The sequence below is a fragment of the Streptomyces sp. NPDC015125 genome (assembly GCF_043080045.1).
Lineage (GTDB): Bacteria > Actinomycetota > Actinomycetes > Streptomycetales > Streptomycetaceae > Streptomyces.
In genome coordinates this window covers 135,970-156,236 of the sequence record NZ_JBIBVF010000025.1, presented here as the reverse complement: position 1 = coordinate 156,236, position 20,267 = coordinate 135,970, and the positions used below count along the sequence as shown (strand labels likewise).

Below are 20,267 nucleotides of genomic sequence, written 5' to 3'. Positions count from 1 at the left end.
CGGACCACAAGGACTACCTGCACCGCGGCGGTCGTACCGCCCGGGCCGGCGAGTCCGGCAGCGTCGTCACCCTCGTCCTGCCCAACCAGCGCCGCACCATGAATCGCCTGATGGCGGACGCGGGCATCACCCCGCAGTCCACCCAGGTCCGCTCCGGCGAGGCCGAGCTGAGCCGTATCACCGGCGCCCAGGCCCCCTCCGGCATCCCGGTCACCATCGCCGCACCGGTCGTCGAACGCGCCAAGCGCAGCGGCTCCTCCACGCGCGGCCGCCGCAGCCGCCCCGCCCAGGCCCGCCGTGCCGCCGGGGCAGCCCGGACCGCGACACCGACGGGGCGGCAGACCTCCTCGGCCCCGGCCGCCTAGGCCGGTCCCGGACGATCACGTTCAGCTACCCCCAGGCGGACTGCTCCGGCAAGGCACCCGGCGACGTCGGGCCGTCGCCGGGACCACAGGTCAGGGCGACGTCGGGCCTCGCCGGGACCACAGGTCAGGGCGACGTCATGCCCTCGCCGGGACCACAGGTCGGCGACGACATGGTCGTCGACCTGGCCCTGTCCGTTCTCATCGGGGTCCGCGTCGGCCATCTCCTCGTCCGTGACGAGGACGCGCACGCCCCGGGCGTCGTCGTCCTCACCCGTTCATCCCTCTCCGCCCCGGCCGGCGACCCGTTTCCGGCTTCTCTTTGACCTTGTGGAGGCACCATGCGCGTCGTCATCGCCCGCTTCCCCTTCGACCTGCTCAAGACCGAGGTGCAGGAAGCGATGAAGGGCATCACACCCGAACCCGTCACGGGCGAGTCCGTGCTCATCGGCCGCCGCCATTACCCCGTCAAGCAGGTCGGGGAGATCATCACCCGGCAGGACCGCCGTGACTTCTCCGCCGGTGAAGTGACCCGAGCCCTGCGCCGCCTCGGCTTTGTGTGCCGCCCGGCTGCCGCGCTCGTGCCACCGACCGGTCTCACAGCACTGGAGACGGCGTCGGCCTTGCTGGGGCACCCGGCCGGGGCCTGACCGGACCGCCGTGGGCACAGAATCCGCCCACGGCCCCTGCCTTGCCATGCCAGGCCCGGCGGTCCGGGCCGGCCACCCCAAGCGCTGTTGCGGGGTGACTCCTGGCGTGGCTACCTGGTGGTCAGCGAGGCCCAACAGTCCGAAGGAGGCCGGAAGCCGTGTCCCGCGACGCTGCCGAATCCGGAAGTGTGCCCCTCGCCCCGGTGAGGGGGGAATGTGCTCCGGCCGGCCAACCCCGCGGAGCGCACCGTGACAGTGCCGGGGAGGGCCCTCACCCGATGGCCGCTCTGGCGGAGCGGGCGGCCGACCTGGTGGAGCCGATGAAGCCAAAGCTTCGCGGCTGGCTCCACGCCGCAACGGTCCCCGCCGCGCTGATTGCAGGCGTCGTCCTCATCCGCCTGGCCCGGACCCCGCAGGCCACCCTGGCCTGCACCGTGTACGCCGTCTCCGCCTTGCTGCTGTTCGGGACGAGCGCCCTCTACCACCGCGGTACCTGGGGGGCGCTCGGCGAGGCCGTTCTGCGCCGTCTCGACCACGCCAATATCTTCCTCATCATCGCCGGCACCTGCACCCCCCTGGCCGTGCTCCTCCTCCCTTCGGCTCAGCGGCCCGTCCTGCTGTGGATCGTGTGGACGGGGGCGCTGGTCGGCATCGCCTTCCGCGTCCTCTGGGTCGGAGCTCCCCGCTGGCTGTACACCCCCTGCTACCTGGCCCTGGGCTGGGCACCGGTGCGCTACCTGCCCGACTTCCTGCACACCGGCGGAGCGGCCGTACTCACCCTGATCGTGACGGGCGGTCTCCTCTACAGCGTGGGCGCGGTGGTCTACGCCCTCCGGCGCCCCGACCCCTCGCCTCGCTGGTTCGGCTTCCACGAGGTCTTCCACGCCCTGACAGTGGCAGGCTTCACCGCGCACTACCTCGCCATCTCCCTCGCCGTCTGCTGACCACAGCGGTGTGCCGGCTCGTGGGCCTCGTCAGTCCATGTCCCGATGGTCCGCCCGCCCCGTTGGTCCGCCCGTCCCCGATGGATCAGCGGCGCGGAGCCACGGACGCTGCCGCGAGGTCAGCGGCCCTCGACCGCGGTGCGCGGCCCGGCCGGCGTCGGGCTGACGGCGAAGAGCTCCGGCGACGATATCGACGGAGCTCGTCTGCGTGGCTGCTGTGGGTGAGCTGTGGGCGCCGGCCTGTCCGACGCCGACGGAAGGTCCCCGGGGCGGCGGCCGTGCGCGGGCGCGGGAACGGAGTTCAGACGTCGGTTTCGAGGCGGGGCCCGGAGGGTGAAGTGCGGAGTTCTTCGTTGATGCGCCGAGCTTCGTCGAGCTGGTCTTCGAGGATGACGATGCGGCAGGCGGCGTCGACGGGGGTGCCCTGGTCGACGAGTTCGCGGGCGCGTGCGGCGATACGCAGCTGGTAGCGGGAGTACCGGCGGTGGCCGCCCTCGGAACGCAAAGGCGTGATCAGCTTGGCCTCACCGAGGGCCCGCAGGAAGGCGGGGGTGGTGTCGAGCATTTCGGCGGCTCGCCCCATGGTGTAGGCGGGGTAGTCCTCGTCGTTGAGACGGTCGTGCGAGATATCTGCGGTCATTTGCACCTCTGAATCGGGGGAATGCATCGTGGGGCCCTGGTGCCGAACACGCACCAGGGCCCCGAGGGATTTGAACACCATCTGCCGGCTTACTGCGGAGCCGGCCTTCTGTTTCCGCACCGTCGCCCGGGAGAGGGCGGGAAGTGCGGGGATCGCGGATGCGTGACCGGGGACCACCTTCCAATCCGGGGCCTGCGGTACCCGAGCGGCTCACTTCCTCGCCCGGGCGATCCTGATGGCGTCTGCCTCCTTCTCTTCCTTCTGTCGGTCTGCTTGCTCATGCGGATCCTGCGGTTCTGCCGGCGACCCCGGGGGCCGCCCGGCCCGGTAGCCAGTCACGGGGCCCACGTGCAGATCTTTCGGCCCTGCGACTCCACTGCCGTGCCGCTTCTGGTGCTGCATGCGCGGCAGTTCGACCTCTGCCGCGCCTTTCGATCTCTTGGCTACGATGAAGAGCCTAACCCTCGGGGGATCGCATGTCTACCACCGTCATGACAGATTTTCTGTGAGGGGGATGGCCGAGCTTCTGCCGTCCGCGTCTGACGGAACCTGCACCAGGAAGCGCGTTGCCGGGGTGTGGGAACCGCGAGGGCGGGCACACTGCCTGCCACGGAGAAAAGGCGCAACAGATCACAGGCGGGGTGTACGCGCATGAACGGTATGAAGATCACCAGCGCCCCTCGTCCCCTACCGGCCGTGGTGCGGGGCGAAAGCCCGGACAGCATCCACCGGGCCCGCGAGGTGACCCGCGCATTCACCGACCACCTCACTCCGGCACCGGATCCCGAGCGCGCGGACACCTTCCTCCTGGTGGTCTCGGAACTCGCCACCAACGCACTGCGCCACGGCGGTGGCCGGTACACCCTCCAACTCTCTGCCGGCCCGGACACGCTGACCGCTGCGGTCAGCGACCTCAGCTCCGCGGTCCCCCGCGACCGCACACCTGATCTCAACGGCGGCGGCGGTGGATTCGGCTGGCACATGATCCGCCACCTCACCAGTCACCTGACCATCACCCCCGCCCCCGGAGCCGGCAAGACCATCCAGGCCCGACTCCCGCGGTAGCGGGGTCCTTTGGCATTTGGCACACCGGTCGTGGCCTTGCCGCGCGGATACGGCACGGTCGCTCGCGACGGTTGTGCCGCCGGGGCGGGGGCGCCGCCCCGGCGGGCGCCATGCGTGGGGCCGGCACCGGCACCGCTGCTGCCGGCCCCACGCATGGGGTTACGTCGGTCGCGGCGCCGGTCGAGGAAGGCGCGGCGGCGGCACGGCGGTTCAGGGAAGGAGAACAGCCTTGCCCTTGTTGCGGCGGGCCTCGATGTCCCGGTGGGCGGTGGCGGCCTGGTCGAGCGGGTACGTACGCCACACGGGGACGTCGAGTTCGCCGGCCGCGGCCAGTTGCACCAGCTGCGGCAGGGGGTCTTCGGCGTGGTCGGCGCTGCCGGCGCTGAAGCGGACACCGTGCTCGGCGGCGGACATGTCGGCGATGGTGATCACGCGTGCGCTGTCGCCGGTCAGGGCGACGGAGTCGGCGAGGACGCCGGCGCCGGAGGCGTCGAGGACGAAGTCGACTCCCTCGGGGGCCGCGGCCCGCACCCGATCCGCCCAGCCGTCGCCGTAACGGACCGTGGTGGCGCCCAGCGCGCCGAGGCGCTCGTCGTCGGGCTCGCCGACGGTCCCGACGACGGTGATGCCGCGGGCGACGGCCAGTTGCACCGCGAGGGTGCCCACACTGCCCGCGGCGCCGTGGACGAGCAGGGTTTGCCCGGCCTGCGCCCCCAGCTGCCGCAGGACACGGGACGCGGTCTCGCCGACCGTGACCAGCGAGGCGGCGACCTCCCACGACAGGGCCCGGGGCCTGGCCACCGGCCGCTCCAGCAGGGCGTACTCGGCATAGCTGCCGCCGACGGCGGCGCCGAGGACCTCGTCCCCCACGGCCGCACCGGCTCCCTCACCGACGGCGTCGACGACACCGGCCGCGTCCAGGCCGGGGACCACGGGGAAGCGCGCCGGGGCGGCCTGCGCCATCAGACCGGACCGGATCTTGAGGTCGAGGGGGTTCACGGAGGCGGCCCGCACCCGGATCCGGACCTGGCCCGGCCCTGGCTCCGGCGGGGTGACCTCCGACGGCCGCAGCACCTCGGGTGCGCCGTACTCGGAGAAGGTGATTGCTTGGGACATCGGTAACTCCCGGGATAGGGGCGAGTGGAGAGGCACCGCACGCGCGGTGACGCACGGTGCGGCTGCCTCGGTGGCGTCGACGCTCAGGCGGTGAGGGTGGGGTAGTCGGTGTAGCCGCGGTGGTCGCCGCCGTAGAAGGTGGCCTTGTCGGGGTCGTTGAACGGGCCGCCGGAGGCGAGGCGCCGGGGCAGGTCGGGGTTGGCCAGGAACAGCGACCCGTAGGTCACCATGTCCGCGCTCCGGTCCTCGATCAGATCCAGCGCGTCGGGGCCGGTGACGTCGGGGTAGGTGAACGGGTTGAGGACGAACGCGCCGGGCCAGACCTTGCGCAGCCGCGGGGTCAGGTCGCGGTTCGGTCCTTCCATCAGGTGCAGGTAGGCCAGGTCCAGGCCGGCGAGCCGGTCCAGCAGGGCGAGGTAGACCTCGTCCGGGGTGTCCTCGGAGATGTCGTTGAACTGGTTCCCGGGCGAGATCCGCAGGCCCACCCGGTCGCTGCCGATCGCCTCGGCCACGGCGGTGACGACCGCGACGGCGAAGCGGATCCGGCCCTCGGTGGTGCCGCCCCACTCGTCGGTGCGGTGGTTGGTGTTGGGCGCGAGGAACTGGTGGATCAGGTAGCCGTTGGCGCCGTGCAGCTCCACGCCGTCGAACCCGGCCTCGACCGCGTTGCGGGCGGCGTCGGCGAAGTCGGCGATGGTCTGCCGGATCTCCGCCTCGCTCAGCTCCTTCGGCGTCACGAACTCCTTCGGCCCCTCGTGGGTGTAGACCCGCCCCTCGGCGGCCACCGCCGACGGCCCCACCGGCACCAGCCCGTCGGGCAGCAGGCTCGGGTGCCCGATCCGGCCGGTGTGCATCAGCTGCGCGAAGATCGCGCCGCCCTCGCGGTGCACGGCGTCGGTCACCGTCCGCCATGCCCGCACCTGCCCGGGCGTGTGCAGGCCGGGGGTGTCGGGGTAGCCCTGGCCGACCGGCGAGGGCTGGATGCCCTCCGTGACGATCAGCCCGGCGGTGGCCCGCTGCGCGTAGTACGTCGCCATCAGCTCGGTCGGCTCGGCGCCGGGACCGTAGGCGCGGCTGCGGGTCATCGGCGCCATCACGAGGCGGTTCGCCAGGCGCTTGCCGCCCAGGGTGATCGGATCGAAAGCGGTGGTCATGGGTTTCTTCCTCCGGGTGAGTAGTGCTCCGCGGCCGGGCGCTCACGAGCCCGCACCAGCAGATGCCTGCCTGAACAAGTAAATCACCTGTCCGAACAGGGAACGGTCCCGGATCTCTTCCCGCTTTCCCATGTGAAGCACGTAACACGTTGCCAGGTGCCCATGTATTCCCTGGTGGCGGCGCAGGTGTCGCCAGGTGCGCCAGGTGTGGCGCCGGAAGGTAGGCTTATGCTGCCTAAGCAGGAAAGTGAGGTTCCGATGACGCAGTCCACGCCGGAAACCGGGAAGGGCCCCGCAGAGGCGGGGCAGGAGATCACCGTTCCGGTACCGGCCGCGGCCGGCGGCGGGCCGGTCAGTCACGCGATCTTCCGCCTGGCCCGCCTGCACCGCATGTTCGCCGGACAACTACTGCGCCGGATCGGCCTGCATCCGGGCCAGGAGCTGGTGATGATGCACCTGTGGGAGCTCGGTCCCCAGAGGCAGGCCGACCTGGTGCGGCTGATGGACTCCGACGCCGCCACCATGACCCGCACCGTCCGGCGCCTGGAGCAGGCCGGCTTCGTCCGCCGCCGCCCCTCGCCCACCGACAAGCGCGCCTCGCTCATCGAACCCACGGCGGCCAGCCATGCCCTGCGCCGCGAGGTCGAGCAGGTCTGGAGCCACCTGGAGGACCTCTCCACGGCGGGCCTCTCCGCCGACGAGCGAACCGCTGCCCTGCACACCCTCGAACGCCTGGAACAGAACCTCGTCCAGGCTGCCGCCGATCCCGACGGAGCATGCGGGTAGCGGCCCGGCGACGGCCCGGCGACGGCCCGGCGACGGCCCAGGACCCAGCCGACCCGTCCCCCGCCGATAAGGAGGCGACGGCTCGCCCGGCGGCGGCGGTCTGCCCGAGCCGGGCGGCGCCGCGGGCGTTGGCGTCCTTGTCCCGCCGCAGCCGCAGCCGCACCGCCGGCGCCGGCAGGGCCGGCAGGGCCGCTTCCTACCTGTAGTCGTTGCCCCGGTCGTCTTCGTCCAGGCCGTCTTCGTCCCGGCCGTCTTCGAAGACGAAGAGCGGCTTGGCGTCATGTGCGGGTGTTTCGGCGAGCGCGATGGCTTCGGTGAAGCGTTCGAGCGGGAACGGCCGACCCTGGGGGATGCTCAGCACTTCATCAGCGACGAGACTGCGGACCTGGGACAGCGCGTGCAGCGCATCTTCAGGTGAGGCAGTGCCGAACCAGCGGTTCAGCCAGAAGCCACGGACCACTTTGGTCTCGTAGATTACCGAGCGTGCCTGCAGCGGGATCGTCAGCGCTGCCGGATCAGTCTGCCGATGGGTGGAGAGCGCGCCGTAGACCACGACCTCTCCCCCCGGAGCCAATGCCTGGGATACCTGGGCACCTACGGGTCCCGCGACACAGTCGATGGCCTTGCGCACGCCGGCCGGTCCTGCTGTCTCAGCCACACGCTGCAACAGGTCCTCGTCCTCGGTGCAGATGACCTCGTCACCACCAAACGCTTTGATCTCCTCCACGGCACCACGTCGCCGCACGACATTGATCGTGCGGATACCCAGATGCCTGGACAGCTGGATGACGAGCCGGCCGACGGTGGAGCCCGCGGCCGTCTGCAACAACCATTCACCCGGCTGTACGTCGAGTTCGCGAGTCACCAGGAGCAGCGCGGTCAACGGATTGACGGCGAGTTGACAGGCGCTGGAGTCGCTCAGATGGTCGGGGACCGACAGGAGCCTTCGTGTATCGGCAACAAGGTATTCCTGCCAAGTTCCGGCCACATGGGGCCCGGGTACCGCCGGTACGGCAGCGACCACCACACGCGCGCCGACCTCCAGTCCCTCTACTCCCTCTACTCCCTCTAGTCCCTCGGTATCCGGACTCAGGGCCTCAATACGGCCCACGCATTCCATGTGGCCCCCGACAGCGGGAAAGTCGGGGGAGAAGCCGTAGCGGCCGCGCAGCACGTGCAGATCACTGGCATGGATCGGAGCCGCCTTCACACGGATCAACGCCTGACCGGCTTCCGGCGTGGGAACAGGCCGGGATTCCAGCCGCAGGACATCGGCGGGCTCGCCGACCTGTCCGGCTACGAGCGCGCGCATCGATTGAGGCATGAGTGACCTTTCGTCTCTCAGCGCCCGACACATTTCGGCGGGTGTTTTGGGAAAATGTGGGCGTTTTGGGAAAAGGTGATACCGGCGCCGGCATCCTCGTTGGCGTCCAGGCTCCGAACCCTCCCTTCTCCCTCTGAAGAGAACCGGCCCCTCCCTCTGAAGGGACCGCCCCTCTCTTTCAAGGGAGCCGGCCCGTGCGCGCGGCCTGCTGAGGTCCGTGATCAGGACAGGCTGCCGGCAGCGCACTCCTCCGGTTCAGATGTTGAATCCGCCATTTCACGCTACGCCCGGCCCCGGAAAGATTCCCGGCGGCGGACGATGCGGCGCGGCGCAAATGCCCTCAGCACCTCAGGAGCCGCCAAGGGCCGCCTGCTCGGCTCCGACCTCCTGCGACGGCGCCTTGAGCGGCTCGCCTGGCGGCCCCGCCGCCTACCCGAAGACCTCCTGCTTCAGCGCGTGTTCGGGCACGCAAAGGGCGCGGCCGCACCTTCTGATCCGTAGCTCTGCGCGGATCGGTCATCGGTGGTCATGCAGGCGTACAGGCGTACAGGCGTACAGGCCTACAGGCGTACAGGCCTACAGTCCTTGGTGCCTGGCTCTGGAGCCCGTACAGGATGTCTGCGGTCGGCGGAGTCGCGGTACTTCGTTGCGGTACTTGGTTGCTGTACCACTGGAGCCGCGCAAGGGCCGCTCGATTCACCTCCTCCGCAGTCGCCTCTATGTACTCATTGCCGTCAGCGTTGCGGTCAGCGTTGCCGTCAGCGCACACCGCCACCAGGATGCCCAGGGGCGCACGGTCCGCGTGCGCCGCGCACTGCACCGTCGCAATCTGGACGTATGGACTATCGGTGCGCGACGAAAGGTGCCCCATGAATATCGCAGTCATCGGCGGTACCGGGCTGATCGGGTCGCAGGTCGTGAAGAAGCTGAACGCGGCCGGGCACGAGGCCGTGCCGCACTCGCTGTCCACAGGTGTCGACGTGATCACGGGCCAGGGCCTGGCGGAGGCGGTGGCCGGCGCCGACGTGATCGTCAACCTGACGAATTCCCCGACCTTCGACGACGCGTCCCCGGCGTTCTTCCGGACCTCGATGGACAACCTCCTGGCCGCCGGCCACAAAGGCGGGGTGGGGCACGTCGTCATTCTCTCGATCGTCGGCGCGGACCGGGTGCCCGACCTCGCCTACTACCGGGCCAAGGTCCTGCAGGAAGACATTCTCAAGGCCGGGCCGGTCCCCTACTCGATTGTCCATGCCACCCAGTTCATGGAGTTCATCGACGCCGTCCTGTCCTGGACCACCGAGGGCGGCACCGTCCGCCTGCCCACCACCCCGCTCCAGCCGATCGCCGCCCAGGACATCTCCGACACCGTCGCCGAAGTCGCCGCCGGTCCCCCCTTGAACGGCACCCTCAACATCGCCGGACCCGACGTCTTCCCCCTCGACGAACTCGGCCGGATCACCCTGAACGCCCACCCCGACGGCCGCACGGTCGTCACCGACGACACCGCCGGCATGTTCGCCGCCGTCCACGGCGATGCCCTCACCGCCAGGGGCGACGCCCGCATCGCCCCCACCCACTACAACGACTGGCTCTCCTGAACCACCCAGCCCCTCACCGGAGGCCTCACCATGTCGAACAATGAGCCGGCAGGAGACAGCGCTGAGAGCCAACCGCGCTCGGAAGCGTGGAAGACGGCGCTCACTGTGCTGCAGTCGGTGAAACCGCCGTCCATTCCGGATGGGGCAGCGGCGATGACGGTCGTCATCGAGTTCCCTCCCGGCGACCCCGGTACCCCTCCGCACCGGCACTCGGGCCCCGCCTTCGGCTACATGCTGGAGGGGGAGATGCTCTTCGAGCTGGAAGGCGAGCCCGAGCGTGTGATCAAGGCCGGGGAGACGTTCTGGGAGCCGGGCGGCGATGTCATCCACTACCAGGACGGGAACAACCGGTCGGACTCCCGGAGCCGCTTCCTCGTCACCATGATGTGTGCGCCGGGTCAGCCCATGCTCACCCTGGTCGACGACGAAGAGCTGACACAGCGTCAACACCTGCGAGCTCCCCGTCCGGGCACCTGACCCGCCGCTGTGTCGTCTCCGCATGCCAGGCGCCCCGGACCGCGATCGGTGCGGGGCGGGCGTTTCGGCTTGCGCCCCGGGCGGGATGGGCGCTGAGGCAGAGCGAGGAGTGCCGGGGGGGGGACCCGCACTGACGGTGGCAGACCGCCCGCCAGGGCACGCGGAGGGCGCGCAGAGGGCACAGCGTCGCCGGAAGGTTGCCGATTGTCGTCGCCAGATCTCCCTCGCGGGCAGGCGTCAACGTGAGGTGAAAAAGCCGACTGCCAGTGCAACACCCTTGATACAGAAGGGAGTTCAGGTGCCCGGTTGCTGCGCTCGCTGAGCGCAGCCGTCGATCGTCGAGTGGGGTCGTCGAGTGGGTGCGCAGGACGCCGTGTTTTCCGTTGCCCACCCGAAGGCTCATGACCGGGTCGGCGGCGATACTCCTCTCTTCCCTATATATCGGAAGGCAGGATATGGTGAGGGCATGGCTTCCAGAGGCATGACGCAAGCGGCGTTCTTCGTCCTCACCTCGCTGGTCGACGAACCGCGACATGGTTACGGGATCGTGCAGGTGGCCGAAGAGCTGTCCGAAGGGCATGTGCAGCTCCGGATCGGCACGTTGTACGGCGTGCTGGACCGGCTGACGGCCGACGGGCTCATCGAGCCGGACCGCGAGGAGGTGCAACAGGGTCGGCTGCGCAAGTACTACCGCCTCACCGATGCCGGTGGGGCAGCGCTGTCCGCCGAGGCGGAGCGGATGGCGGCCGGGGCACGCGCGGCGACCCAGCGGATGGCCGCCCACCGCCCCGCCCCCGCCGGGCCGGCTCCCGCGAGCCGCTCGGCGCGTCGCCCGGGCATCGCCGGAGGCACCGCATGATGACGGTGCTCGAACAGCGCTACCGCACCGCTCTGCGCCTGCTGCCCTCCTACTACCGCGCCGAGCGGGAGGAGGAGATGGTGGATGCCTACCTGCACGGGATCGACGAGCGGGATCGGGACGAGATGCGCCCTGCCTTGGGCGAAGTGGCCAGCATCGCCGCCCTGGCCATCCGCACCCGGATGGGCGCCGCCGGCGCTCCGGCCCGCTACGCCACCCTCGGCGCGACGGTGCGCCTCTTCGCGCTGCTGAGCGTATTGCTGCATGCAGCCTCCGCATTGACCCAACGGGCCCTCTTCCTCACCTGGGTCAAAGACGCCCCCGCCCCGTACCGGGAGTCGTTCCTGGGCGACTTCACCGGCCACGGCGGTCTGCCCGGGCTGTACGAAGCGGCGTTCTGGCTGCTCCCACTGGCCTGGGCGGTGGCCTACCTGGCGCTGCTGCGTGACCATCGGCGCACCGCCTTCGTCTTCGCCGTCCTCGCGGCCCTTCCCGCCCTGCTGCCCCTCACGCAACTCGCGGGCGGCGGACAGGACACCGCGGCGGTCGCCCTCCCGCTCGCGACTGCGGTGTCCTCCTGGCTGACCGTCCTCACACTGTGCTGTGGCTTCCACTCCGACGCCCCGCCCGCCCGGCTCCCGCTGGCGTCACCCGGGCTGGTCCTCATGGGCACCTGCGTCCTCATGGGCGCGTCGACCGTGGTGTGGCCCGGCGTTGCCGACACGGCATGGTCCGAAAGCTCGGCATTCATTGCCGCGGCCGCCGTCTGGCTGGTCGCCCGCTACCGGTCACCGAAGCAGGTGGCAGATCCCGCACTGCCCCTCGCACTCGCCACACTCGGCCTCGCCGTCCTCGTGGAGCGGACCCTCACCCTGGCGTCCCTGGTCCAAGCCCACGCCCCCGGCCCTCTCATCGCCGCCTCCACCGTGCAGGCGGGCGCCGTCACCGTCCTGGCGGCAGCCCTGACCACCACCGGCACCCGCAGCATGACCGCACGGTTCAGGACCGGCTGAACCAGGCAGCCACGAAGTCGAGTCCGCTTCGGGTGCAGTCAGTCCCACAAGGACAATCACGGCATGTGAACAACGAATCCCACACCAGGGGAATCCACGCCGCTTCACGTCGAAGTCATCTGCGGCGGTATCCCGACCCAACTCGATGCCGAGGAGATCCGGATAACGCCACCGAACGGCATCGTCGTGAACCTGTCCCGCGGGCACGACCCCGCCGGCTCCATCGTGGCGGATAGTCCGGTCGATGGACCGGACGCCGACGAGTTCTCCGTCTTCGTGCTCAGGCCAGGCGCCGCCAACCTGGTCCGTATCAACGCGGAACGGCACCCTCGCAGCGCCGTGGAGGGGCGCACCTGACGAGGGGGTGTCAGGTCAACGGCGCACATCACTGTGCCAAGTGGTGGTCGAAACGACACGGTTCCGTCAGAAGTCGTACGGCTTCTTGGTGTTCCAGTTCAGCACGTCCGCCTCGTTCCAGCTGAACTGCGGCTTCTCGCCCTGGATATCGACCGAGTAGGAGGGGCCGTTGTGACCGTCCGCGCCACGCAGCGCGAGGGCGATCGACTGCGCCGTGTGGTGCTTCGAGCCGGAGTCGAAGAGGTTCACCGCGCTGTATGCCGTGCCGCCGGGCTGGAGCGTGATGTGCTTGTCGCCGCCCGGGTTGTCCTTCTTCGAGTGCGGCAGGGCGGTGCCGTCGACGTCGCCGAGCTTCACGGTCGGGTACGAGGTGACCCAGCACGGCTTGGTGCCCTTGTTCGACGCGGTGACCAGCAGGTGGTCGCCCTGCTGCCCGGCGAACCGGTGCACCGCGGTGAGCAGCATCTCGTCGCCGCGGCACTGCCGGCCGCCGGCCGTTGCTCCCTTGCCCCCGACCTCGCCCGTCCCGCCCGAGGCTGTCGTCGAGCCCGCCCCCTCCTTGGTGTCACCGCCGCTGGTGGCCTGCCCCGCGCCGTCCTTGCCGTCCCCGTTGGACGCGGACCGGCTCTGCGCGCTACCGGCGGCGTTGTCTCCACCGGCCGCCTTCGAGCCGCCGTCGGCGCCGCCGCAGGCGGTCAGGCCCAGCGCCAGCGCGGCGGTGACGGCGGCCAGAGTGACGGTGCGGATCCGGGAAGTACGCATGATCGGGTTCCCCCTGTATTTCGTGCGGGAGTGTTCTTTGGCCGTTCCCGCGGTGTGGACACCACCATTCCCGGGGCCACTGACGTTTCGGAAACGCCACACTCACGTCCCGCAAACAAACCGCGCGCGAACGGGCGACGCCGAGCCATGGGCGGCCTGGAGTTCCGCACCGTGGATCTGGCGCCCGCACGCGGCCCCGAACCGTCACCTGCCCCCGGTCGTCGTGCGCCCGGCGACACCAAGTCGGAGGCGGGCACGTGACTGTGGTCCTGCCGGCCTTCCTCCGGACCGACCTCCGACGTCACCTCGACCGGTATGCGGAGAAGGGCCGGACGGGCCGCTGTTCGTGGGGGAGAAGGGCAAGCCGTTCCGGCGGTCCACCTTCGGGCGGAAGTGGTGCACGGCATGCGCCCTCGTCGGCATGCCGGAGGGGCTTTCGCTGCTACGACCTTCGTCACACCGGTCACACCTGGCGACGCGGTCCGGAGCGACCCTCAAGGACACGATGGTCCGCGCCGGCCAGTCGTCGGAGAAGGCCGCGCTGATCTACTTGCACTCGGATCTGGAGCGGCAACAGGACGTCGCGAGCGGGCTGGACGACCTGCTGCGGGCCGCCCGCAGCAAGCCGGCTCAGGGGCCTTCTGGTGCGGATCTGGTGCGGGACGCCTGAAGTGGTTCAGGCAACAAACAAGGCCCAGATTTCCGACCTGGGCCTCAACTATGGAGCGGGTGACGGGAATCGAACCGGCGCTTCTGAGCTTGGGAAACACCGTGTGCTCCGCGCCGATTGTGGGATTGAGCTGCGCGAACAGTGGTCGGGGTAGTGGTGCCGGCCTATGTGTGGTGACCTGCAATTGACCGTGGTTTAACCCCAGTTTTGGGTTGCTTCCTTGTGCTTGGCGTTGTCGACCAGCGTCTCTCCCGGCTCGCGCCCTGGCGGGAGCCGCTTGCCCCTAACCGCGGTGACCTCACCCTTGCTGCCGGACCGCTTGTACAGCCAGCTCATCGGCGCATCTCGCCTGCGGCGAGCCGCCGCTGACCGTGCCATGTGGCCCGCTGCCCGCTGCCCGCTGCCATTGATGTCAGCGACGAATCCGGTCAGCTTTCGATGTTGATCCGTAGCCCTAGCCGGATCGGTCAGCTTCGGTCATACCGGCCGCTTCACGGCTTGGGATGCGGTGGTTGCCGGACTAGAGCTGCGGCGCTGTACGGTCGCACGGCCAGTCTTGATGAGAGAGAGACAGTAAAAGTGTCAATAGCGATTTATTTTGATCTCTATCTATCAAAAGTCAGCAATTCGCACTATTGGGCATCGTCGATCTGCAACCATGATCCGCCGGACGTACGCTGGAAGGAAGGGTTGCAGCCCGCCATGATCGACCTCCCCGCCTTGCCGACGGGCCCTAAGTACATGACCATCACTCCCGAGATGGCTGACCTTTGGCTGACCCATTGCAATCCATCACACAATCGCGTTCTATCTGACACGTTTTACGAGCGTTATGCCAAGGCGATGACAAGTGGCGCATGGAGGACAACTCATCAGGGAATTGCTTTCGATAAGAGTGGAATGCTGCTTGACGGCCAGCATCGACTAATGGGTATCAAAATTTCAGGCGTTTCGGTCGAGATGCTGGTCATCCCTGACTGTGATGCTGAAACATTTGACGTTCTAGACTCTGGACAGCGCAGGCAGGCGGCGCAGCTACTTAAGATTCCTCACCGCGTGATTGTGGCAGCCGCCGCTCGAATCATCGGGCAGATGTACAAGATGTGGGACCCTGTCACACTCTTTGACGGCTTCTACGACTCGCGCGCATCCACCTCTGACATCCTAAAGGCGGTGGCGGCTTGGCCCGAGCTAAAAACGATGGCGCCAATCGCCGCCGCGGCTTATAGGGCTTCCGGTATTAATCAACCAACCCATCTTGCGGTTCTCGCACAAGCCGCCCGAACGGACTATGCGGATAAGGTCGAAGATTGGGCAAGCGGATTGATCTCGGGGGCAAACATGGATCAGAAAGACCCTCGCTTGGTGCTCAGGAACCGATTCTTTCGCGACCGTGTCCTGCTGGGAACTAGTGCGGGTCGCCGAACTTCATACAATCTCATCACAAAATCATGGAATAGCTGGGCCCAGGGGAGGCTGATGGGCACCCTCAAATCCCTCGACGGCGAAGGCGTCATCCCTGTAATTGGCACGGAGAAGTTCCGCGCTTAGATGTGTTATCGGCGCTTGCTCCTTCTGGTTATGGATTCCCAGATCGTGTTCAGATTGCGTCAAGCGGTGTCCGATTCAGGATGGAGGAGCAGTACGGAAAATCACGTATGTAGATGGGGGTTGGACCGGAATATCTCTGACCTGGGCTCAATCGGGCATACCAAAGGTGCAGATGTGCATTTTCGTGCCCTGCAAAGCCGCGGTGCCCGTGGCTCCCGATAAGCGCTTAAGGGGCCGTGTAAGGCCATGCCTCGACGGTGGCCTTGCGCGTGTCGGCGTGAAGTCAGCGTCGGCTCGTTGTGGGGGACAGCCGTGTTCGAGTCAGGGCGAGGCTAGTCCAGCGGCGGTGCACCTAGCGGAGCGCTCACGACGGGCTTAGCCACAGCGCGGCAGCTGCCAGCTCCCCATCAGCCCGAAACAGCGAGACCGTCATCTGCATCGCCCACGACGACGAACTGGTCGGACTGCTCGGCGTCTCCGACGCCGCACGGGCCGGGGCCGACACGGTCATCCAACAGCTGACCGTGTCGGGGGGTAACGCGCATGGCACTTCTCACCGGTGACGCACCGGAAACAGCGCAGGCCGTCGCCGACGCCCTCGGCATCGCCGAAGTGCATGCGCACGCCCTGCCCGAGAGCAAGCTCCAGTTGATCCGCGACCTCCAGGCCGAGGGCCACACGGTCGCCATGGTCGGCGACGGCACCAACGATCTCCCGCCCTCGCCCTCGCCCTCGCCGACGTCGGCATCGACATGGGCGCACACCCCTCCCATGTCGCCCTCGAAACCGCCGACATCGCCCCGCCCGGCGACGATCTGCGACAGGTCCCCGGCGTTGTCGAACTCAGCCGCCACAACCTGTGCGTTGTACGCCAGAACTACGGCCTCGCCATCGGCGTCAACCTTCTGGGCCTGGTCGCCGGGGCCGGCGGCTCCATCAACCCGGTCCTTGCAGCCCTGCTGCACAACACCAGCAGCATCGCCGTCGTGGTGAACTCGGCCCGGCTCGTCAACCACGCCCCGCATCTGCCACAGACCACGGACGACCTGCTGATGGCGGCGCCGTTGGAGGACCGACGATTGCGCCGACCGACAGCAGGTGTGCAGCTGGACAACACACAAGGCCCAGGTCTCCGACCTGGGCCTCAACTATGGAGCGAGTGACGGGAATCGAACCCGCGCTCTGAGCTTGGGAATCAAGGGCGTCGCAGGGTTCGATAAGCCACTTGACCTGGGCTCATCGCCTCTGGAGGCGTTGTCGGCACGTACTCAAGGCGCTCGTGGTGACCGCTGTTCACCGCCGTGAGGGGCACGGTGGGAGCACGCGCTTGGCATGTGTGGGCAAGGAGAGGGCTCTTGGCGTCGTCGGGCCGTTCTCCTGGCGCTCGCCGCAGTGCCCGTGCACGGGCACTGCGGATGCTAGTGGCCATCGCCGCTGTGCGACATCGGTCCGAGGAAGCCCCGCGCCCGGCCGGTGATCAGTGATCAGTGATCAGTGATCACTGCTCGCGTCAGGACGTCTGGCCTGTGCTGATGTGCTCGTGTCAGCGGCATCCGCATCGCAGAGGCCGGCGTTCACGGCCGCCCCGGCGGCAAACCCACCGGGGGCCCACTCGCCCCTACGGCCCTGCGACGCCGCAGCGCGGCGGCCCGCCGCTGATGAACGTCCCACGGTCACGGAGCGTCTCGAAACAGCAGCAGTGACGCGCCGCCTCTGTGCTCCGTGGTCACGTCATCGATCAATGCTCTGGCCTGCGATTGAGCTGTCATCGGTGGTCAGCGTGGGTCGCCCTTGAGTGCCCTTTCGCGGCCCGCAGACGGCCCGAGGGGGAGCTGTTGCACCCCTCGATGCGACCTATGGGCGCGGCGGTCGCCGAGCTCTGGTCAACAGGACCGCGCGTCGGCCGGTTGGAGGTCGGACCCCCGGGCAGCGCCACCACGATCGGTGATCGATCGTACGCATGACGTCACTCTGATGGGGTGCATCGGATGGCGGTTCCGTCCGCCCCATTCCTAGCCTGGGCGGGTGCGTTCGATTCGTAGAGAGCGCACGAACCACTCAGAGAGGTCACAGCATGTCCCGCACCAAGCTCCTCGCCCTGGCCGCTGCACCCGCGTTGGCCGTCACCCTGGCGTCCCCCGCACTGGCCGATGACGAAACCCCCCACCCCCGCGTCGTCACCGCGGAGAGCCCGGTCCGGTCCATCGGGGCCAACCAGACCGAGACCGTCACGGTCACCTGCCCCAGGGGCACCTTTGCCGTCAGCGGTGGCTGGCTCGTGTCCTCCGCCAGCATCGACGTGACGGGCAACCGCGCGGTGAGCGACAGACGGTGGACGATTCGATTCGAAAACGAGGCGAACCAATCCGGCAGGGTGCAGGCTTTCGCCCGTTGCGCGGCCTGACGGCGAGCACTCGCCAGGGCAGGCGGGAAGACCGAGCAGTGTGACCGCCTGGGCGCCGCGACCGCTCTCCCTCCAGTCGAATGAGGGGAAGTGGTGCGGATCCGGTGCGCGACGCCTAGCCCGGTCCGGACAACAAACAAGGCCCAGGTCTCCGACCTGGGCCTCAACTGTGGAGCGGGTGACGGGAATCGAACCCGCGCTCTGAGCTTGGGAATCAAGGGCGCTTGTGGCTGCAATGGGCCTCTGACCTGCGTAAACGTCCACTAAATGGCAGAGTGCGGAGTGCCGGGGGCTACCCGTATTGACCGTGATTTACCGGCTGTTAGGGCACGCCGAGGGCACGGCGCCGGAGCGGGGCGCGGTGGCGGCGAGATTCGCGGCATCGGTCGGCGTGGCTGGCTTTCTCTGCGACTGTGCCGAAGACCGGTGTGCGCGAGCGAAGCACTTTCCAGGGACTTGTGAAGAACCGCCGTCGTATCCGCAACAGCTTGCTGGCAGGATCTATGCCATGGATGCTTCGAGGTCTCTCCACGGCACAACGGCTGGAGATGAAACGCTAGTTCGCCCTAGAACAGCGCCACCGCGGTACGCCATGATCCTCATTTCTCCCCACGGTATGGCGCACCTGCCCGGCAAGTGCAACCACCATCCCGACACGAGCCACCAAGAGGCGGGCTGGGGATGGGTGATGGAGCCAAATGAGGCGCTCTGGGAGGGGATCAGCCGCGAAAACCCGCTCCAAGCGACGCACGGCAATGCAGCGCGTGTCGCATGGGAACGATGTGGTCACTGCCTCATGTAGCGGCCGCTAGGTCGTGTCCGGGCGATCTTGTAGGGCCTTCGCGATTGTAGGGAGCGTGAATTCATGAGCACTCGCTCCAGCGGAAACGCTGGTTTCCGCGCCTGATGGGCAGTGCGAGTGTTCGGCGATCATGAGCAGAATCGGCTGCCGTGTTCTGAGCGGTAGTCGCTGTTGGTAGTGGGCCCTGGTTTCGGGACCACAAGAGATGGGCGCGCTTTTCATGTTCTCCGCAGGAAGCTTGGGGTGGGGATGAGCTGCATGCGGAAGAACATCATCGAGCCGACGTGCGAGGGAGTTAGGTCCCTTCTCTCCCCGTTCGTGATCGCTCGATCGTGGTACTGATCGCCGAACGGTTTAGGGCGTGTCCGACGGGTCGTGTGGGGCCCCTGTGGAACCGAAGCGCCATCTCAGCGCGTGCGGTTGGGGGGGAACATCGGGACACAGAGCGTTCCTCCGTGACCAAGGTGAATCGACGTGGAAGGAAGCCATGACCCGGGGCGATTTAGGGGCACTCGCGATCACCGCCTGGACGATGTCGCTTTGGGTCGTGATGATGACCGCGACATCGCAGCGGCGGGGCAAACGGACGTTGCTGGAGCGTGCGCTGTGGAAGCGGGCGATCAAGCGAGCACAAGGGCGTCGAGCTGACCTCGCGGAGAAGATCGAAGCGAGTGATCTGGCGACACTGCCAGGTCCAACCTTGGACTACGTGCAGCGAGAGGACGTGCTGTTCCAAGCGTCGTCACAAGCGACGGCAATCAAGGTGATCACTACGTCCGTACTGGCTTTCAATGCCGGCGGAGCCTTATTTGCCGTTGTGGTGGGCGGAAGTTCGTACCAGTGGCGTGCGGCGCTCGCATACGCCCTGCTGGTCGGACCGATCTTCATTACCGTGGGGCTGAACCTGCTGGCCATGGGTCCGGGTATGCAGCGCTGGACAACCGAGGTCGTCTCCACCACGGCACGACGGTCGTACGAGGCTCTGCTGGCTCCCTTCCAAACGTCAGGGGTGGAGCCTGAGACTGAGCAGCCCTATCACTCCCCACACATCCCGGCGGTTCGAGCATTGGAAGACTTCGCGCTTTCCCTGGAGAAATACGCAGTGAAGCGGGCGCTTCCCGATGGCCAGAACCCCATGCCGCAGGTGGTGCGGCAGTACGCTGCGGCGGCGGCACACGTACGCGCACTCCGGGATGGGGTCGAACTGGAGCGGGAGGATGGCCGCAAGCAGGCCCTGCTTGAAGTGGAGCGGATGCTCACGGTGCTCGCAGGGCCCAATCTCCGGGACCTGGTCCCAGTCAACAGTGACGACGAGAGCCTGCTAAGCGCCCATCGCGACCGCTCGGTAACGCGACGCCGGACACTCACCCTGGCGATCTTCACTTTGGCGCTGGCCGGGATTGTTGCCGCTCTTCTTCTCTCATCGTCCGCACTCGGCGTCGCTGTCGCCACGGTGGTCACCACATTCGTAGTGGCCTCATGGGGCAAGAACTTCGGACTCTCACCATCTCAAGAGGGCAGCGGGGCAAGCCGCTAAGGGCTGTCCGGCGGGTCTGTGATCAGACTCGTCCGCACCACGTTCCAGCCCTTTGGTCCCACGGGCCGTCCGCAGCGCACCTGCGCACCCCGACCCACACCAAGCAGAACGAGAGACCGGCGCGATGGTCGTGCGACCCGTCGGACAGGCCCTGGGGACCGCGACAGAGCATCGAGACTGGCAGCGGCGACTG

Annotated in this window: 20 protein-coding genes and 4 pseudogenes; 18 read left to right on the top strand and 6 right to left on the bottom strand. The window is 68.1% G+C overall.

Features of this window, described 5'->3' with window-relative positions:
• From ACF088_RS35400 to ACF088_RS35385, 4 genes and pseudogenes are all read left to right on the top strand, one after another.
• Window positions 1–365 (top strand): annotated as a pseudogene (locus ACF088_RS35400) (ATP-dependent helicase); the annotation flags it as partial.
• Window positions 366–502: 137 nt separating this feature from the next.
• Window positions 503–688 (top strand): hypothetical protein, encoded by a 186-nt coding sequence (locus ACF088_RS35395; protein ID WP_392379999.1) that lies wholly within the window; start codon window positions 503–505, stop codon window positions 686–688.
• 15 nt (window positions 689–703) lie between these two features.
• Window positions 704–1,012, top strand: coding sequence for an SCO5918 family protein (locus ACF088_RS35390; protein ID WP_392379998.1), 309 nt, complete (start codon window positions 704–706; stop codon window positions 1,010–1,012).
• Between the two features lie 278 nt (window positions 1,013–1,290).
• Window positions 1,291–1,956, top strand: a complete 666-nt coding sequence (locus ACF088_RS35385; RefSeq protein ID WP_392379997.1) for a hemolysin III family protein — start codon at window positions 1,291–1,293, stop codon at window positions 1,954–1,956.
• Window positions 1,957–2,257: 301 nt separating this feature from the next.
• On the opposite strand, the gene ACF088_RS35380 is transcribed toward ACF088_RS35385, so the two are convergent.
• Window positions 2,258–2,596, bottom strand: coding sequence for a MerR family transcriptional regulator (locus ACF088_RS35380; protein ID WP_392379995.1), 339 nt, complete (start codon window positions 2,594–2,596; stop codon window positions 2,258–2,260).
• 651 nt (window positions 2,597–3,247) lie between these two features.
• Here ACF088_RS35380 and ACF088_RS35375 point away from each other — a divergent pair.
• A complete protein-coding gene (locus tag ACF088_RS35375) occupies window positions 3,248–3,661 on the top strand; it encodes an ATP-binding protein (protein WP_392379994.1) in 414 nt (137 codons plus the stop codon).
• Between the two features lie 210 nt (window positions 3,662–3,871).
• Here the strand turns inward: ACF088_RS35375 and ACF088_RS35370 are convergent, their stop codons facing one another.
• Window positions 3,872–4,777: an NADP-dependent oxidoreductase gene (locus ACF088_RS35370; protein ID WP_392379993.1), complete on the bottom strand. Its 906-nt coding sequence runs from the start codon at window positions 4,775–4,777 to the stop codon at window positions 3,872–3,874.
• A gap of 83 nt (window positions 4,778–4,860) precedes the next feature.
• Entirely contained in the window at window positions 4,861–5,931 is a 1,071-nt protein-coding gene (locus ACF088_RS35365) for an alkene reductase (RefSeq protein WP_392379992.1), read from the bottom strand.
• Window positions 5,932–6,189: 258 nt separating this feature from the next.
• Between ACF088_RS35365 and ACF088_RS35360 the strand changes: the two genes are divergently transcribed.
• On the top strand, window positions 6,190–6,717 hold the full coding sequence (locus ACF088_RS35360; protein ID WP_392379991.1) for a MarR family winged helix-turn-helix transcriptional regulator: 528 nt from the start codon (window positions 6,190–6,192) through the stop codon (window positions 6,715–6,717).
• A gap of 196 nt (window positions 6,718–6,913) precedes the next feature.
• On the opposite strand, the gene ACF088_RS35355 is transcribed toward ACF088_RS35360, so the two are convergent.
• Complete coding sequence (locus ACF088_RS35355; protein ID WP_392379990.1) at window positions 6,914–8,041, bottom strand: zinc-dependent alcohol dehydrogenase family protein; 1,128 nt, start codon at window positions 8,039–8,041, stop codon at window positions 6,914–6,916.
• Window positions 8,042–8,910: 869 nt separating this feature from the next.
• Between ACF088_RS35355 and ACF088_RS35350 the strand changes: the two genes are divergently transcribed.
• From ACF088_RS35350 to ACF088_RS35330, 5 genes are all read left to right on the top strand, one after another.
• Window positions 8,911–9,642, top strand: a complete 732-nt coding sequence (locus ACF088_RS35350; protein WP_392379989.1) for an SDR family oxidoreductase — start codon at window positions 8,911–8,913, stop codon at window positions 9,640–9,642.
• Window positions 9,643–9,672: 30 nt separating this feature from the next.
• Window positions 9,673–10,119, top strand: a complete 447-nt coding sequence (locus ACF088_RS35345; RefSeq protein ID WP_392379988.1) for a cupin domain-containing protein — start codon at window positions 9,673–9,675, stop codon at window positions 10,117–10,119.
• Between the two features lie 481 nt (window positions 10,120–10,600).
• Window positions 10,601–10,978: a PadR family transcriptional regulator gene (locus tag ACF088_RS35340; protein WP_392380006.1), complete on the top strand. Its 378-nt coding sequence runs from the start codon at window positions 10,601–10,603 to the stop codon at window positions 10,976–10,978.
• Window positions 10,975–11,991, top strand: a complete 1,017-nt coding sequence (locus ACF088_RS35335; protein ID WP_392379986.1) for a hypothetical protein — start codon at window positions 10,975–10,977, stop codon at window positions 11,989–11,991. The genes ACF088_RS35340 and ACF088_RS35335 overlap by 4 nt, the downstream gene beginning before the upstream one ends.
• A gap of 186 nt (window positions 11,992–12,177) precedes the next feature.
• Window positions 12,178–12,348 carry a hypothetical protein gene (locus ACF088_RS35330; protein ID WP_392379985.1) on the top strand — a complete coding sequence of 57 codons (171 nt, stop codon included), beginning with the start codon at window positions 12,178–12,180 and terminating at the stop codon, window positions 12,346–12,348.
• A 66-nt stretch (window positions 12,349–12,414) separates the two neighbouring features.
• Here the strand turns inward: ACF088_RS35330 and ACF088_RS35325 are convergent, their stop codons facing one another.
• Entirely contained in the window at window positions 12,415–13,110 is a 696-nt protein-coding gene (locus ACF088_RS35325) for a DUF4232 domain-containing protein (protein WP_392379984.1), read from the bottom strand.
• A 201-nt stretch (window positions 13,111–13,311) separates the two neighbouring features.
• On the opposite strand from ACF088_RS35325, the pseudogene ACF088_RS35320 reads away from it, so the two are divergent.
• A pseudogene (locus ACF088_RS35320) lies at window positions 13,312–13,780 on the top strand (site-specific integrase); the annotation flags it as partial.
• Between the two features lie 195 nt (window positions 13,781–13,975).
• Here the strand turns inward: ACF088_RS35320 and ACF088_RS35315 are convergent.
• Window positions 13,976–14,116 carry a hypothetical protein gene (locus ACF088_RS35315; RefSeq protein WP_392379983.1) on the bottom strand — a complete coding sequence of 47 codons (141 nt, stop codon included), beginning with the start codon at window positions 14,114–14,116 and terminating at the stop codon, window positions 13,976–13,978.
• Window positions 14,117–14,359: 243 nt separating this feature from the next.
• Here ACF088_RS35315 and ACF088_RS35310 point away from each other — a divergent pair, with 243 nt between their 5' ends.
• The 6 genes and pseudogenes from ACF088_RS35310 (at window position 14,360) to ACF088_RS35285 (ending at window position 20,074) form a co-directional block, all read left to right on the top strand.
• Window positions 14,360–15,331, top strand: coding sequence for a hypothetical protein (locus ACF088_RS35310; RefSeq protein ID WP_392379982.1), 972 nt, complete (start codon window positions 14,360–14,362; stop codon window positions 15,329–15,331).
• Between the two features lie 543 nt (window positions 15,332–15,874).
• Window positions 15,875–15,988 (top strand): annotated as a pseudogene (locus ACF088_RS35305) (hypothetical protein); the annotation flags it as partial.
• A 95-nt stretch (window positions 15,989–16,083) separates the two neighbouring features.
• The gene (locus tag ACF088_RS35300) at window positions 16,084–16,494 is read left to right on the top strand and encodes a hypothetical protein (RefSeq protein WP_392380007.1); all 411 of its coding nucleotides are present in this window, start codon (window positions 16,084–16,086) and stop codon (window positions 16,492–16,494) included.
• A gap of 388 nt (window positions 16,495–16,882) precedes the next feature.
• Window positions 16,883–16,990: pseudogene (locus ACF088_RS35295) on the top strand (aminoglycoside phosphotransferase); the annotation flags it as partial.
• 415 nt (window positions 16,991–17,405) lie between these two features.
• A complete protein-coding gene (locus tag ACF088_RS35290; RefSeq protein WP_392379981.1) occupies window positions 17,406–17,735 on the top strand; it encodes a hypothetical protein in 330 nt (109 codons plus the stop codon).
• Between the two features lie 1,289 nt (window positions 17,736–19,024).
• The gene (locus tag ACF088_RS35285; RefSeq protein ID WP_392379979.1) at window positions 19,025–20,074 is read left to right on the top strand and encodes a hypothetical protein; all 1,050 of its coding nucleotides are present in this window, start codon (window positions 19,025–19,027) and stop codon (window positions 20,072–20,074) included.
• Window positions 20,075–20,267: the final 193 nt, after the last annotated feature.

Excerpts from the sequence above, each read along its gene's own strand:
- ACF088_RS35380 (WP_392379995.1), bottom strand. The coding sequence starts at position 2,596 with ATGACCGCAGATATCTCGCACGACCGTCTCAACGACGAGGACTACCCC.
- ACF088_RS35290 (WP_392379981.1), top strand. The coding sequence starts at position 17,406 with ATGTCCCGCACCAAGCTCCTCGCCCTGGCCGCTGCACCCGCGTTGGCC.
- ACF088_RS35350 (WP_392379989.1), top strand. The coding sequence starts at position 8,911 with ATGAATATCGCAGTCATCGGCGGTACCGGGCTGATCGGGTCGCAGGTC.
- ACF088_RS35325 (WP_392379984.1), bottom strand. The coding sequence starts at position 13,110 with ATGCGTACTTCCCGGATCCGCACCGTCACTCTGGCCGCCGTCACCGCC.
- ACF088_RS35335 (WP_392379986.1), top strand. The coding sequence starts at position 10,975 with ATGATGACGGTGCTCGAACAGCGCTACCGCACCGCTCTGCGCCTGCTG.
- ACF088_RS35300 (WP_392380007.1), top strand. The coding sequence starts at position 16,084 with ATGGGCGCACACCCCTCCCATGTCGCCCTCGAAACCGCCGACATCGCC.
- ACF088_RS35345 (WP_392379988.1), top strand. The coding sequence starts at position 9,673 with ATGTCGAACAATGAGCCGGCAGGAGACAGCGCTGAGAGCCAACCGCGC.
- ACF088_RS35385 (WP_392379997.1), top strand. The coding sequence starts at position 1,291 with ATGGCCGCTCTGGCGGAGCGGGCGGCCGACCTGGTGGAGCCGATGAAG.
- ACF088_RS35315 (WP_392379983.1), bottom strand. The coding sequence starts at position 14,116 with ATGAGCTGGCTGTACAAGCGGTCCGGCAGCAAGGGTGAGGTCACCGCG.
- ACF088_RS35340 (WP_392380006.1), top strand. The coding sequence starts at position 10,601 with ATGACGCAAGCGGCGTTCTTCGTCCTCACCTCGCTGGTCGACGAACCG.
- ACF088_RS35375 (WP_392379994.1), top strand. The coding sequence starts at position 3,248 with ATGAACGGTATGAAGATCACCAGCGCCCCTCGTCCCCTACCGGCCGTG.
- ACF088_RS35365 (WP_392379992.1), bottom strand. The coding sequence starts at position 5,931 with ATGACCACCGCTTTCGATCCGATCACCCTGGGCGGCAAGCGCCTGGCG.
- ACF088_RS35285 (WP_392379979.1), top strand. The coding sequence starts at position 19,025 with ATGACCCGGGGCGATTTAGGGGCACTCGCGATCACCGCCTGGACGATG.
- ACF088_RS35360 (WP_392379991.1), top strand. The coding sequence starts at position 6,190 with ATGACGCAGTCCACGCCGGAAACCGGGAAGGGCCCCGCAGAGGCGGGG.
- ACF088_RS35370 (WP_392379993.1), bottom strand. The coding sequence starts at position 4,777 with ATGTCCCAAGCAATCACCTTCTCCGAGTACGGCGCACCCGAGGTGCTG.
- ACF088_RS35355 (WP_392379990.1), bottom strand. The coding sequence starts at position 8,041 with ATGCCTCAATCGATGCGCGCGCTCGTAGCCGGACAGGTCGGCGAGCCC.
- ACF088_RS35390 (WP_392379998.1), top strand. The coding sequence starts at position 704 with ATGCGCGTCGTCATCGCCCGCTTCCCCTTCGACCTGCTCAAGACCGAG.
- ACF088_RS35395 (WP_392379999.1), top strand. The coding sequence starts at position 503 with ATGCCCTCGCCGGGACCACAGGTCGGCGACGACATGGTCGTCGACCTG.